Source organism: Nocardioides oceani (assembly GCF_030412965.1).
GTDB classification, from domain to species: Bacteria; Actinomycetota; Actinomycetes; order Propionibacteriales; family Nocardioidaceae; genus Nocardioides; species Nocardioides oceani.
Genome location: NZ_JAUHJQ010000009.1, coordinates 150,842 through 164,477 on the forward strand (window position 1 = coordinate 150,842; position 13,636 = coordinate 164,477).

A 13,636-nucleotide genomic window follows, 5' to 3' on the forward strand; every position below is an offset into this window, starting at 1 on the left:
GACTCGTACGACACTGTGGGAATTACATGCCTGTCGTACCCACTTGGTCAAGCCCGCATCTGCTATGGGCGCCGATCGCGCCGACAATGGCCCGAATGGACTAGCCGGGACCCCGGTCCCCCGGGGCGCGGACCGGGTGTCCAGGCGGCCACGCGATGATGGCTCCATGATCAGGGACATCACCGTCCTGGCCGGCGGGACCGGCGGGGCCCGGTTCCTCCAAGGCCTCCTGCACGGCATCGACGCGGGCACCCTCCCCGGGGTCGCGCCCGACGCGGTCGTGACCGTCGTCGCCAACACCGCCGACGACCTGTGGGTCCACGGGCTCAAGGTCTGCCCGGACCTCGACACGGTGATGTACACCCTCGGCGACGGCATCGACCCCGTCCGCCGCTGGGGGCGCCGCGACGAGACCTGGAGCGTCAAGACCGAGCTGGCGGAGTACGGCGTGGAGCCGACCTGGTTCGGGCTCGGCGACCGCGACGTGGCCACCCACCTGGTCCGCACCCAGATGCTCGAGGCCGGCTTCCCGCTCTCCCAGGTGACCACCGCGCTGTGCCGCCGCTGGCTCGAGCCGCGGTACGGCGACCGGGTCCGGCTGCTGCCGATGACCGACGACCGGGTCGAGACGCACGTCGCGATCGCCGACGAGGCCAGCCCCAGCGGCCGCCGGGTGGTCCACTTCCAGGAATACTGGGTGCGCCTGCGCGCCTCCGTGCCGGCCGAGACCGTCGTCTTCGTCGGCCTCGAGCAGGCGACGCCCGGCCCCGGCGTGCTCGACGCGATCACGGGCGCCGACCTGGTCGTGCTGCCGCCGTCGAACCCGGTCGTCTCGGTCGGCACGATCCTGGGCGTCCCGGACGTCCGCGACGTCCTGCGCGTCACGAGGGCGCCCGTGGTCGGCCTCTCCCCCATCGTCGGCGGCAGCCACGTCCACGGGATGGCCGAGCAGATGCTGACCTCGATCGGCGTGGAGGTGGGCGCGGCCGCGGTCGGGCTGCACTACGGCGCCCGGTCGGCCGGCGGGGTCCTCGACGGCTGGCTGGTCGACGAGGGCGACGCCGACCAGGTGGCGCGGGTGCGCGACGGCGGCGTCGCGTGCGCCGCCGTACCCCTGATGATGACCGACCACGACGCCACCGCCGCCATGGCCGCGGCCGCGATCGACCTCGTCACGTGATCACCGTCTGGGCGCCCGACGGCGTCGGTGAGGTCCGCGCCGGGGACGACCTGGCCGCCCTCGTGCTGCCGCTGGTCGACCTGGCCGACGGCGACGTGCTGGTGGTGACCAGCAAGGTGGTGAGCAAGGCCGAGGGACGGGTGGTCAGCGGTACGACGCGCGAGGAGGCGCTCGCCGGCGAGACCGTCCGCGTGGTGGCGCGCCGCGGCCCGACCACCATCGTGCGGACCCGGCACGGGCTGACCATGGCCGCGGCCGGGATCGACGCCAGCAACGTGGAGGTGGGCTCGGTCGTGCTGCTGCCGCTGGACCCCGACGCCTCCGCGCGCCGACTGCGGGCCGCCGTGCGGGCGCGCACCGGGCGCAACGTCGGCGTGGTGGTCACCGACACCGCCGGGCGGGCCTGGCGCGAGGGGCAGACCGACATCGCGGTCGGCGCCGCCGGGCTGCGGGTGGTCGAGGACTTCGGCGGTCGCGTCGACCACCACGGCAACCCGCTGGTGGTCACCGCGCCGGCCGTCGCCGACGAGGTCGCCGGCGTCGCCGAGCTCGCGTCCGGGAAGCTCGGGGCGCGGCCGTTCGCCGTCGTGCGCGGCCGCGCCGACCTGGTGCTCGCCCCCGGCGAGGACGGACCCGGTGCGCGGGCGCTGGTCCGGGCGGAGGGCGCCGACCTGTTCGGGTACGGCGCGCGGGAGGCCGTCGTGCGCGCCGTGCTCGGCGACCCGGCCGACCGGGCGCCGTTCGGTGCGCCCGCCCCCGCCGAGGAGCTCGCGGCCGTGCTCCGGCTCGTGCCGGGCGTCGAGGTGACGACGACCGAGGACGGGCTGGCCGTCACCGGCGGACCCGCAGCGGCCGTGGCGGCGCTGGCGTTCGCCCATGGCTGGGCCGCCGACGAGGGCGCCGTCCGCGCCGGATCGGCCGTCGGGGCACGGCTGCGCCCGGCCACGACCTAGACTCGGCGGCGCATCCCTGCCCGTCGTACCCACCGCGAGGAAATCCGAACCGTGGCCAAGCCCGCCAAGAACGACCGCCAGGCGGTCATCGACTCGATCCGCAAGAAGCAGAAGGGCGCCGACAAGCGCCGGGGCTTCGCGATCGTCGGTGTCTGCTCGCTGGTGGCCCTGCTCCTCATCGGCGCGGCTGCCTACCAGCCGATCAAGGACTGGTGGGACCTGCGCAAGTTCAACGACATCGACATCGCCTCCATCGGCGCGCCGGCATCGGCCTGCGAGAAGGTCACCACGCGCGAGGCCACCGGCAACCAGGAGCACGTCCCGACCGGGACGCCCGTCGAGTACGAGGACGCTCCCCCCGCCTTCGGCGCCCACTGGAACGAGGCGAACGTCGCCCCCGACCCGATGGAGCGCAAGCTCTACACCGCCGACGACCGGCCGGCCGTCGAGGCGCTCGTGCACAACCTCGAGCACGGCTACACGGTCCTCTGGTACGACGAGACCGCTGCCGCCGACGACGAGATGATGGACGACATCCGCGGCATCGCCACGAAGTTCAAGGGCACCTCGAACCTGCGCCTGAAGTTCAAGGCCGTCCCGTGGACCGAGGACGACGGCGAGGCGTTCCCCGAGGGCCAGCACGTCGCCTTCACCCACTGGTCGATCGGCGGCGCCGGCAACGACGTCTCCGACACCTCCACGCAGGTCGGCGTCTGGCAGTACTGCTCCGCCCCCTCCGGCGAGGCCCTCGAGGACTTCATGCTGGAGTACCCCTACATGGACTCCCCCGAGCCCGGCGCCATGTGACGCCACCCCGCTCGTACGTCGACGGGCCGGTCCCTCCTCGGAGGGGCCGGCCCGTCAGCCGTTCGGCAGGGTGCAGGAGTCACTCCAGCCCCACGAGTCACATCAGCCACTCGGTCACCCTCGGCAACAGCGGCGCGACTCGCGAGAGGGGACGAGCGTCAGAGCTTGGACATCTTCGCGAAGGGCGGGGCGACGCGGACGTTGCGGTCGCCGAAGTCGACGGTGACGCAGACGGGGTCGACGGCGACGACGCGGCCCAGGCCGTGGGTGTCGTGCGAGACCCGGTCGTCGACCTCGAACACCTCCACGACGAGCTCCGGCTCGGGCTTGAAGGGACTGCTGGCGAGATGGCGTGGCCGCGCCCGGCGAGAGGAAGACATCCCTGTCAGTATGCGCCCCGAGACGCCCGGCCGTGGCTTCCGCGCAGGTCCGGTCCTCAGGTGAGGTCCGTGCGGCCGCTCTCGGTGAGCGCAGCGACGACCGCCTTGACCTCCTGCGCGCGGGCGCGGGTGGTGACGAGGAGGGCGTCGGGGGTGTCGACGACGACCACGTCGTCGAGCCCCACGACGGCCACGACGCGGTCCGACCGGGGGACGACGAGACCGGTGCTGTCGACCGCGGTCACCAGCGACTCCTCGCCCAGGACGGTGACCGAACCACCCTCCCCGCGCAGCGCGTCGAGGAGCGTGGCGAGGGAGTCGAAGTCGCCGATGTCGTCCCAACCGAACGTCGACGGGACGGTGGCGACCCGCCCGGCGTCGGCGGCCGGCTCGGCGACGGCGTGGTCGAGCGCGATCTTCGGCAGGTCCGGCCACAGCTCGTCGAGACGCTCCGGCGCGGCCGCGATCGTGCGGAGCGCCGCCGCGAACTCCGGGTGCCACGTGCCGAGCAGGTCCAGCAGCACGGTCGGGCGGACCACGAACATGCCGGCGTTCCAGCGGTACCGCCCGGTCGCGAGGTACGTCGCCGCCACCTCGGTCGACGGCTTCTCGACGAACTCCCGCACCGACGCCACGCCCGGGTGCCCCGGGAGCTCGTCGCCGAGGTGGATGTAGCCGAAGGCGGAGGAGGCGAAGGTCGGCTCGATCCCCAGGGTCACCAGCCACCCCTCCCGGGCGACCTCGACCGCGGTCCGCACGCAGGAGCGGAACGCCTCGGGGTCGGCGATCACGTGGTCGGCCGCGAACGAGCCCATCACCGCGTCGGGGTCGCGCAGCTCCAGCACCGCGGCCGCGAGGCCGATCGCCGCCATCGAGTCCCGCGCGGAGGGCTCGGCGATGATCGCGTCGTCGCCGAGCGTGGCCAGCTGCTCCCCCACCGCGTCGCGGTGCGCCCGCCCGGTCACCACGAGGAACCGGTCCTCGGCCAGGGGCTCGAGCCGGTCCTGGGTCTCCTGCAGCAGCGACCGCCCGCTGCCGGTGAGGTCGCGCAGGAACTTCGGCGAGGACCGCCGCGAGAGCGGCCACAGCCGCGTGCCGGCCCCGCCGGCGGGGATCACGGCCCAGAACCCGTCCAGCGCGGAGGAGTCGGACGGCTCGACGGCGGGGGTGGAGGTCATGGGCGTGAGCCTAGGGTCCGGCCCGTGTCTAGGGTGAGCCGTGTGACGACCTTCTCCGCCGTCCTGGCCGGCCTGCTGCGCAGCGAGCCGGGCCGCCCGCTGGTGACGTTCTACGACGACGCGACCGGCGAGCGCGTGGAGCTGTCGGTGACGACGTACGCCAACTGGGTCGCGAAGGTCTCCTCGCTCCTCGTCGAGGAGCACGACCTCGAGCGCGGCTCCTCGATCCGCGTCGACCTGCCGACCCACTGGCTCGGCCCGGTCTTCCTCGGCGCCGCCTGGAACGCCGGGCTCGTCGTCACCACCGGCGACGACCCCGACGCCGTGGTCTGCGGCCCCGACGGGCTCGACCGGTGGGCGGACCTGGCCGGCGACGTGCCCGTGCTGGCCTGCTCCCTGCTCCCCCTCGGCGTCCGGTTCGCCGACCCGCTGCCCGCCGGCGTCCACGACGTCGGCGTCGAGGTGTGGTCCCAGCCGGACTCGTTCATCCCGTGGGACCCGACCCAGGAGGACGACGCCGCCGTCGACCTCGACGGGCTCGTGACCACCCAGGCCGAGCTCTGGAGCGCGGCCGCCGCCGGGAGTCTCCTCACCGACGGCGGCCGGCTCCTCTCGGAGGCGAACCCGGCTTCCCCACCAGGTCTCGCCACCCTCACCGAGCCGCTCGCACGGAGCGGCTCGCTGGTCCTCGTGGTCAACGCCGACCGGGAGCGCGTCGAGGCGACGTACGCCGCCGAGCGCGCCACCGCCCGCTTCCCCGCGTGACCACCGGGGACCACGTCTGGTCCCGGCCGGCTCAGCCCACCAGGTCGTAGACCCCCGCGCCCTCGCCGATCAGCCGCCGCGCCCCGAAGCCGGTCGCCGTGCCGGGCAGCAGCCACAGCCGCCCGTCGGCCCGGCTCCGCGCGATCACGTCGGCGTGCCCGGTGAGCTGCACGTCGCTGACCCCGACCAGCCAGTCGTACGCCGCCACGTCGGTGCCGAGCGCCCGCGGGGAGGTCAGCCCGCCGGGACCGTTGCCCGGGTACAGCGTCAGCCGGTCGCCCACCCGGAACATCGTGTCGGGCGCGCCGTCGCCGTCCCAGCGACCCACCGGGACCTGCTGGGCCGCGGAGATCCGCGAGTGCACGACGTACGACGCGCCGAGCCCGTCGAGGCCCTTGCCCGGGTAGACCCGCATGCCCCCACCAGCCGGCTGGCCGAGCAGGTCCGGCCACCCGTCGCCGGTGAGGTCGCCGGCGGCCGCGAGCAGCTCGACGCCGCCGAAGCCCTTCCCGAGCGCGGTGGCCTTCCCGAACCGGCCGGTCCCGTCGCCGCGGCGCAGCGACAGGGCGCCGGTGGACCGGTTGCGGGTGACCATGTCGCCGAAGCCGTCGCGGTCCCAGTCGCCCACGCTGAGCAGCACGTCGGCGCTGCGCACGTCGACGCCGGTGGGCACCGGGGCGGTGGTGTCGAAGGTGCCGGTGTTCTCGAGCACGACGAGGGTGTCGCCGCGGCGGGCCACCAGGTCGGGCGTCGCGTCGCCGACCAGGTCCCCGCCGGCGGAGAGGCCGGTGAGGCCGGCCGTGCGCTTCACCGGGCCGATGGCGCCGCCGAACGTGCCGTCGCCGCGACCGGGTCGCACGAAGCCGTTGCCGTTGTCGGCGCGCTGCACGAACAGGTCCGCGCGGCCGTCGCGGTCGTAGTCGCCGCCGCCGGTGATGCTCGCGTAGGCGCGCCAGCTGCCGGTCAGCGCCGTCCGCGTCGCAGGGTCGAGGCCGGCGGAGGCGCGGTGCAGCCACAGCCTGCCGGCGCTGTCGCGGGCCAGCAGGTCGGCCCGGCCGTCGCCGTCGACGTCGCCGGGCCCGACGAGGAGGTCGTAGCCCTCCCAGCCGGCGGTCCCGGCCCGGCGGGCGAAGCCCGACGCGGTGCCGAGGAAGAGGTCGAGGCGACCGCTGGCCGCGCGGGCGACGAGGTCCCCGCGGCCGTCGCCGTCGAGGTCGCCGGCGGGCGTCACCAGGTCGTGGTCGGCGGTGCCGGCGACCGTCGGGCCGACGGCGGCGAAGCCGCCGGTGGCGCTGCCGGCGCGCACCTGCACGGTGCCGTCGGCGCGGCGCACGACGAGGTCGGCGCGGGCGTCGCCGGTGAGGTCCGGCGCCGCGAGCGCGGTCGCGCCGGCGTCCGCGGCGCTCCAGCCGGAGGCCGCCGGGCGCGCGGCGCGGAAGCCGGTGAGGCCGCCGGTCGGGATCACGTAGGCCATGCCGTCGGTGGCGTTGCGCACCAGCAGGTCGGGGTGCGCGGTGCCGACCAGGTCGGACTCCAGCTCGCGCCCGGCCCACCCCAGCTGGGCCTGCGCGGCGAGCTCACGGATCTGCGGCACGAGCGCGTAGAGGTAGCGGCCGGGGCAGGCCGTCGAGCCGGCGTCGCGGTGGCCGTTGATCGCGCGGAACGTCTTGCGGCCCACGAGCTGGGTCGGCGAGGAGGCGTCGACGCCGTGCAGCGACAGCTTCCAGGCGAACAGCGCGCCGTACGCCTGGACCATCGCGCTGCCCGGCTTGGCGACGTCGAAGTTGCCGATCGCCGACATCGCGAAGGAGTTCTCGTTGTAGCCGAGCGTGTGCGCGCCGACCACCGGCCGGTCGATGCCGCCGTAGCGGCCCTCCCAGATCCGGCCGAACCTGTCGACGAGGAAGTTGTAGCCCACGTCGGACCAGCCGCGGGACTGCGTGTGGTAGGCGTAGATGCTCCGCAGGATGCCGGGCACCTCGGCCCGCGTGTAGTCGTTCGCGTTGACCGTGTGGTGCACGAAGCCGGCGTGCACCTCGTAGTACGACGGCTGGGTCTTGCCGCGCAGCGCCTCGTTGGCGCCCCACTGCTCGCGGGAGTAGACCGTCGGCCGGGGCGTGTACGTCGCCGCGCGCAGCGCCAGCGCGCCGTCGGCCTCCTCCGTGGCGGCCGTCGTGCCGGCCGCGTCGGTGGCGTCCCCGACCGCCCCGCCGGTCGCGTGCAGCGCCGGGCGCTCGTGGGCGACGACGCTCGCGTGGCCGGGGTCGACGACGGCGAGCCGCAGGTCCTGGGGCACGCCGGCCTCGGAGCGCACGCGGACCTGCACGCGGTCGACCTCGCCGACGAACATCTCGTCGGTGCCCGGCCGCGCGTGCCGTGCCTCGGCGCTGTCCGGGTCGGGCCCGTGCTCGTCGTGGTAGGCCATCGCGGCCCACCCGCTCCAGTCGCCGTCGGTCTCGGTGCGCACCTGGAAGGAGATCGCGTCGTCGGCGATCTCCTGGCCGTGCCGCCAGGTCACGCCGACCGCGCCGTATCCGCTCACCGGCTGCGGCTCGGCCACGACCTCCGCCTGCCGCCCGACGACCCGGGAGCGGGCGTGGAGGGCGCCCGCGGCGACCCGGCCGCTCGCGGGGGCGGTCAGCGCGTACTCGCGCACCACCGGGTCGACCGGCTCGGCGGGCACGACCGAGGTGTGCGCCTGCTCGGCGGCGTACGCCGAGAGCCGGCCGGTCACCGCCACGCCGTTGCTCTCCCCCAGCCCGAGCGCCGGGCCTCCGCCGGGGGCCTCGTGGACGACGTCGAGGGACAGCACACCGGCCGCCGGGGTGAGGACGGCGAGCACCACACCGAGGGCCAGCAGCTGCTGGCACCCGGTGACGAAACGGTCCTTCGACCTCGACATGGCGACCTGCTCTTCGTGCGGGGGAAGTTCACACAGGGCGCAACTTTCACACGCGTCACAGGCCGCTCGGAAGAGTTCGTGAGTAACTACAACACTGTAATTTCCAGTCGACACGCCGACACTCTTCAGATTTGTCAAGCCGAGGATGCCTGACGCAGCGCGCTCCCCGGGGCGCGACACGCCGCGCCGGCGGGTCGACCCGGAGGCGGACGCCGGACGGGCAGGACCCGACCCCACCCGGCATCCCGAGGCGGCGGTTCGGCTCACGGGGTCTCGACACGCTCAGGCCTGGCGGCCTTCGCTGCTCAACCAGCGGGGGCGAGGCCGCGGCTCGGCTCACGGGGTCTCGACACGCTCAGGCCTGGCGGCCTTCGCTGCTCGACCAGCGGGGAGCGGGCTTCGCTGCTCGACCAGCGGGGGTGGGTCAGACGTCCGAGCCGAGCTCGTCGTCCTCCTGGTCCTCGGGGCGGGTGTTGTCCTCGTCGTACTTCACGTAGCGGATGCCCTCGTCGACGGGGCCGTCGAAGCCGACCCGGCCCTTCTCGAGCACGATGACCCGGTCGCACATCTTGCGGACCGAGCCGGCGGCGTGGCTGACGTAGACGAGGGTCCGACCGGAGTCGCGGATCTCCTGCATCTTCTCCATGCACTTGCGCTTGAACGGCCGGTCCCCCACCGCGAGCACCTCGTCGGCGAGGAAGATGTCGGAGTCGACGTGGATCGCCACGGCGAACCCGAGCCGGGCGAACATGCCGGAGGAGTAGTTGCCGACCGGGGTCTCGAGGAAGCGCCCGATGTCGGCGAACTCCACGATGGAGTCGAACTTCCGCCGGGTCTCGGCCTCGGTCATGCCGAGGATGGCGGCGTTGAGGTAGACGTTCTCGCGGCCGGTCAGCTGCGGGTGGAAGCCGGCGCCGGTGGCGATGAGCCCGGCGATCCGGCCGCGGGCCAGCACGGTGCCCGCGTCGGGCTTCATCACGCCGTTGATCAGCTTCAGCAGGGTGCTCTTGCCGGAGCCGTTGAGCCCCATCAGGCCGATCGACTCGCCCTGGTCGACGGTGAAGGAGACGTCGTCGAGCGCGTGGAAGGTGTCGCTGATGTCGCGACCCTTGACCATCGCGACCGCCATCTGCTTGGCGGTGCGGTGGTAGCGCAGGGTGAAGTCCTTGCTGACGTGGTCCACCACGATCGAGGTCTCGGCGGGGTACGCCGCGGGGTCGGTCACGACAGCCGCTCCGGGATCTTGTTCTCCAGCCGCGTGAAGACCAGCTGGGCGACACCGAGCAGCACGACCGAGGCCAGCAGCGCCCCGACGCCGTAGACGAGCAGGTCGTCGGGGATGTGCTCGGCCGCGGTGGCGTCCGGGTCGTCGGTCGAGCCGACCCAGAACGCCCGCTGCACGAGCAGCACGGCGTCGGCGATCGGGTTGAGCAGGTAGAGCTCGGCGAACCGGCCGAAGCGGTCGTCGACGAGCGTGTAGGGGTAGATCATCGGCACGCCGAAGCGGACGAAGTTGGTGAGGATCGTGACGGCGCTGGCGAAGTCGCGGAAGAACACGTTGGCCGCGCTGAACATCAGGGCCAGCGCGGTGCCGAGCACGGCGATGATCGCCAGCGCCAGCAGGAACGCCAGCATGCCGACCGGGTCGGGCACCCAGCCGCACAGCAGGCTGACCACGGTGAGGATCACCAGCTGGGGCCCCACGTGGTAGAGCGAGACCAGCATCGAGGCGACCGGGAACATCTCCTTGGGCATCGCCATCTTCCGCACGAGCGCCTTGTTCCGCACGATCGAGCGGGTGCCGGCGTTGAAGGTCTCGGTGAAGAAGTGGACGACGATCAGCCCGCAGAAGACGTGCAGAGCGAACTTCTCGACGCTGTTGCGGCCGATGATCTCGCCGAAGACGAACCAGAAGATGAACAGCTGGCTCAGCGGGTTGATGTAGGACCACAGGAACCCGAGGAACGAGCCCTGGTAGCGCGCGCTGATCTCGCGGCGCACCAGCAGCTTGAGCAGGTAGCGACGCCCGAGGACGTCGAGCAGGCCCGCGGTCGGCGCGGGCGGCGCGAGCGGTGCGTCGACCGCACGCTGCCGACCGGCCTCGGTCATCGCGGCTCCTGCTGGGCCGGCTGCTCCTGCTCGCGCCACGGCGCGAAGGTCCGCTCCCAGACGTCGGGCGAGGTGATCTCGCCGAGCGCGGCGCGGTACTCCTCGGCCAGCCGCGGCCACTCGCGGCGGTACCGCTCGTGGATCTCGACGGTGCGCTTGACCAGCTCCCGGAACTTCTCGGGGTCGCGGCGGTAGAACGCCGCCGACGTGCCGTCGTTCATCGAGACGACGGCGGAGTCCAGGGTGCCGAGGCGGTACCACTTGGCGTCCATCGCGCGGATCTCGGCCTCGGGGTGCTCCTGGGCGAGGGCACGCGGCGGCTTGAGCTGGCGCAGCGGCTGCAGCCCGGCGCTGATGAGCGTCGAGAGCCGGCCGGGGATGTCGGAGGTGTCGCGGCCCTTGCGCGGCGGCTTGGTGCGCCGCACCGGCGGGAACGCGTCGGGGTCGACCTGCAGCTGGGCGTCGGTGAACTGCTTGCGCAGCGCGTTCACCTCGGCGAGCCGGGTCGGCAGCATCTCGTGGAGCCCGTGCGGGCCGGCGAGCACGTCCTCCATGGCGAGCAGGCGCAGCTCGGCGGTGGAGTACTGCATGGACACCAGGTGCGCGACCTGGTGGTTGAGGCTCTCCCGGATCATCCGGCCGCCCTTGGGGTAGACCGAGTGCAGCAGCGCGGCGACGAGCCGGTTGCGGTGGTGGAAGTAGGCCTGCCAGTCCAAGGCGTCGTTCTTGTCGGTCCACGGGACGTGCCACACGGCCGCGCCGGGGAACGTCACCGTCGGGAAGCCGGCCTTCTTGGCGCGCAGCCCGAACTCCGAGTCGTCCCACTTGATGAACAGCGGCAGCGACAGGCCGACCTCCTCCAGGACGACCCGCGGGACGAGGCACATGAACCAGCCGTTGAAGTCGACGTCGATCCGCTTGTGCAGCCACCGCGACGAGCGCAGGTTGCGGCCGCCGAAGTCCCAGTCGGTGTGAGTGTCGGGAGCCGACTGCCACCAGAACCGCCACGGCTGGACGATCTCGCCGAAGCTGTGCAGCCGCGAGCGGGAGTAGATGTTGAACATGTGGCCGCCCACGATCGTGGGGCGGCGGGCGAGGTCGGCGAAGGTGATCGCGCGGACGATGCCCTCGGGCTCGCAGACGACGTCGTCGTCCATCATCAAGGTGTACGTCGCCGTGCCCTTGCGCACCGACTCCAGCTGGCCCCGGGCGTAGCCGCCGGAGCCGCCGAGGTTGCCCTGCTCGACGACCCGCAGCACGCCGCCGAGGGCCTCGTGCGCCCGCGGGAACGACGAGGAGCCGGTGACGGGGTCGGAGCCCTGCTCCATCACCATCACGGTGTCGAGGTAGGGCCGCAGCGTCTCGTCCTCGCCGATCTGCACGAGCAGCTCGGCGCAGAAGTCGGGGCGGTTCATCGTCGTGATCGCGATGTCGACGGTGCCGTGGTCGACGCGGTCGGCCGGGACCTCGGCGGTCCACTCGGCGGACTCGACGACCACGTCCTCGTCGCCGGCGACGACGTCGTACCAGTACCAGCCGCCGTCGACGAACGGCTTGAGCGTCAGGTCGAAGCTGAACGTGCTGCTGCCGGCGTCGGTGGTCTCGGCGGCGTCGACCCGCTGGGAGTTCCCGCGCGCCATGGACTTGTAGACGATCACCGTCGCGCCGCCGCCGCGCACCGTGACGGTCAGGGTCACCGAGGTGACGACCGTCCAGCGGCGCCAGTAGCTGGCGGGGAAGGCGTTGAAGTAGGTGCCGAAGGACAGCCGGTCGCCGGACTTCACGCGCAGCGCGGTCCGCGACTCGATCTGGTCGGGGTGCAGCGCCCGGCCGGTGGAGGTCGACTGCCGGATGGCGGCGTTGTTGAGCGCCTTGGCCGACCGGTTGCCGCCGACCTCGTACTTGTCGGCGTCGAGCTTGGCGTCCTCGGGGTCGACGTACAGCGCGAGGACGTCGGAGTCCCGGTCGAGCGGCAGGATCTGGCGCTGCAGCAGGCGCGTGGTGGTGGCACCCGTGGGGCTGGTGGTCATGCGTCGACTCCTCCGCTGGTCAGCGGCGTGCCGTCCGCGAAGTGCGGACGCAGCTTGTTCTCGAACATCGACAGCGCCGAGCCGATCGCCATGTGCATGTCGAGGTACTTGTAGGTCCCGAGGCGGCCGCCGAAGAGCACCATCGGCTCCTTCTTCGCCAGCTCGCGGTACTTCAGCAGCTTCTCGCGATCGGCCGCGGTGTTCACCGGGTAGTAGGGCTCGTCGCCCTCCTCGGCGAAGCGGGAGTACTCGTGGACGACGATCGACTTGCCCGGCAGGTAGGTGCGCTCGGGGTGGAGGTGCTTGAACTCCAGGACCCGGGTCCACGGCACGTCCTCGTCGTTGGCGTTGACCACGCCGGTGCCCTGGTAGTCGTCGACGTCGACGGTCTCGCGCTCGAGGTCGATGGTCCGCCACGACAGGCGGCCCTCGGAGTTGCCGAAGTACTCGTCGACCGGGCCGGTGTAGACGACCGGGACCGTGCCCTTGTACCGCTCGACGCTGTGCTCGTGACCGGGCGCGAGGAAGTCGGTCTCGAGGCGGACCTCGATGTTCGGGTGGTCGGCCATCCGGTCCAGCCAGGCGGTGTAGCCGTCGACCGGGAGACCCTCGTAGGTGTCGTTGAAGTACCGGTTGTCGAAGGTGTAGCGGACCGGGAGGCGCGTGATGATGTCCGCACTCAGCTCCTTGGGGTCGGTCTGCCACTGCTTGGCGGTGTAGCCCTTGACGAACGCCTCGTAGAGCGGGCGGCCGATGAGCGAGATCGCCTTCTCCTCGAGGTTCGTGGCGTCCTCGGTGCGGATCTCGCTGGCCTGCTCGGCGATGAGCGCGCGCGCCTCGTCGGGGGTGTGGGACCTGCCGAAGAACTGGTTGATCAGGCCCAGGTTCATCGGGAAGGAGTAGACCTGCCCCTGGTACTTGGCGAAGACCCGGTGTTGGTAGCCGGTGAAGTCGGTGAACCGGTTGACGTACTCCCAGACCTTCGTGTTGGAGGTGTGGAAGAGGTGGGTGCCGTAGACGTGCACCTCGATGCCGGTCTCCGGGTCGATCTCGGAGTAGGCGTTGCCCCCGATGTGGTCGCGGCGCTCGAGGACGAGCACCTTCAGCCCGAGCTCGTTCGCGCAGCGCTCGGCGATGGTCAGGCCGAAGAAGCCCGACCCCACGACGACGAGGTCGGGCGTGGACGCGGGGGCCGGATCAGGGGAGGACACGGTGGGTGAGTCTACGGACGAGCCGCCCCTCCCCCGAACCGCCCGCGCCGGGCGGGTGACGAGGGCCGCCTCGCGTCGCGGAAGGGGCTCCGAGATCGGTGGTGCTGGGGTGTTGCCATCG

Annotated in this window: 11 protein-coding genes; 4 read left to right on the plus strand and 7 right to left on the minus strand. The window is 72.7% G+C overall.

What is annotated here, in order from left to right; all coding sequences use genetic code 11:
• Positions 1–166: 166 nt before the first annotated feature.
• Genes cofD through QWY28_RS18795 form a run of 3 tightly spaced genes read left to right on the plus strand, consistent with a single transcriptional unit; the run spans position 167 to position 2,940 of the window.
• The gene (gene cofD, locus QWY28_RS18785) at positions 167–1,180 is read left to right on the plus strand and encodes a 2-phospho-L-lactate transferase (RefSeq protein WP_300954128.1); all 1,014 of its coding nucleotides are present in this window, start codon (positions 167–169) and stop codon (positions 1,178–1,180) included.
• Positions 1,177–2,133 carry a coenzyme F420-0:L-glutamate ligase gene (gene cofE, locus QWY28_RS18790; RefSeq protein WP_300954129.1) on the plus strand — a complete coding sequence of 319 codons (957 nt, stop codon included), beginning with the start codon at positions 1,177–1,179 and terminating at the stop codon, positions 2,131–2,133. The genes cofD and cofE overlap by 4 nt, the downstream gene beginning before the upstream one ends.
• A gap of 51 nt (positions 2,134–2,184) precedes the next feature.
• The gene (locus QWY28_RS18795) at positions 2,185–2,940 is read left to right on the plus strand and encodes a DUF3105 domain-containing protein (RefSeq protein ID WP_300954131.1); all 756 of its coding nucleotides are present in this window, start codon (positions 2,185–2,187) and stop codon (positions 2,938–2,940) included.
• A gap of 158 nt (positions 2,941–3,098) precedes the next feature.
• Here the strand turns inward: QWY28_RS18795 and QWY28_RS18800 are convergent, their stop codons facing one another.
• Both QWY28_RS18800 and QWY28_RS18805 read right to left on the minus strand, forming a co-directional pair.
• Positions 3,099–3,320: a hypothetical protein gene (locus QWY28_RS18800; RefSeq protein ID WP_300954133.1), complete on the minus strand. Its 222-nt coding sequence runs from the start codon at positions 3,318–3,320 to the stop codon at positions 3,099–3,101.
• 56 nt (positions 3,321–3,376) lie between these two features.
• Positions 3,377–4,498, minus strand: coding sequence for a mannose-1-phosphate guanylyltransferase (locus tag QWY28_RS18805; RefSeq protein WP_300954134.1), 1,122 nt, complete (start codon positions 4,496–4,498; stop codon positions 3,377–3,379).
• A gap of 42 nt (positions 4,499–4,540) precedes the next feature.
• On the opposite strand from QWY28_RS18805, the gene QWY28_RS18810 reads away from it, so the two are divergent.
• Positions 4,541–5,263, plus strand: coding sequence for a TIGR03089 family protein (locus QWY28_RS18810; protein WP_300954135.1), 723 nt, complete (start codon positions 4,541–4,543; stop codon positions 5,261–5,263).
• 31 nt (positions 5,264–5,294) lie between these two features.
• On the opposite strand, the gene QWY28_RS18815 is transcribed toward QWY28_RS18810, so the two are convergent.
• The 5 genes from QWY28_RS18815 to glf form a co-directional block, all read right to left on the minus strand.
• Complete coding sequence (locus tag QWY28_RS18815; RefSeq protein WP_300954136.1) at positions 5,295–8,165, minus strand: FG-GAP-like repeat-containing protein; 2,871 nt, start codon at positions 8,163–8,165, stop codon at positions 5,295–5,297.
• A gap of 424 nt (positions 8,166–8,589) precedes the next feature.
• On the minus strand, positions 8,590–9,390 hold the full coding sequence (locus QWY28_RS18820) for an ABC transporter ATP-binding protein (protein WP_300954137.1): 801 nt from the start codon (positions 9,388–9,390) through the stop codon (positions 8,590–8,592).
• The gene (locus tag QWY28_RS18825) at positions 9,387–10,274 is read right to left on the minus strand and encodes an ABC transporter permease (RefSeq protein ID WP_300954138.1); all 888 of its coding nucleotides are present in this window, start codon (positions 10,272–10,274) and stop codon (positions 9,387–9,389) included. Before QWY28_RS18825 ends, QWY28_RS18820 begins: the two co-directional genes overlap by 4 nt.
• Positions 10,271–12,304 (minus strand): glycosyltransferase, encoded by a 2,034-nt coding sequence (locus QWY28_RS18830; protein ID WP_300954139.1) that lies wholly within the window; start codon positions 12,302–12,304, stop codon positions 10,271–10,273. The genes QWY28_RS18825 and QWY28_RS18830 overlap by 4 nt, the downstream gene beginning before the upstream one ends.
• Entirely contained in the window at positions 12,301–13,515 is a 1,215-nt protein-coding gene (gene glf / locus QWY28_RS18835; RefSeq protein WP_300954141.1) for a UDP-galactopyranose mutase, read from the minus strand. The genes QWY28_RS18830 and glf overlap by 4 nt, the downstream gene beginning before the upstream one ends.
• Positions 13,516–13,636: the final 121 nt, after the last annotated feature.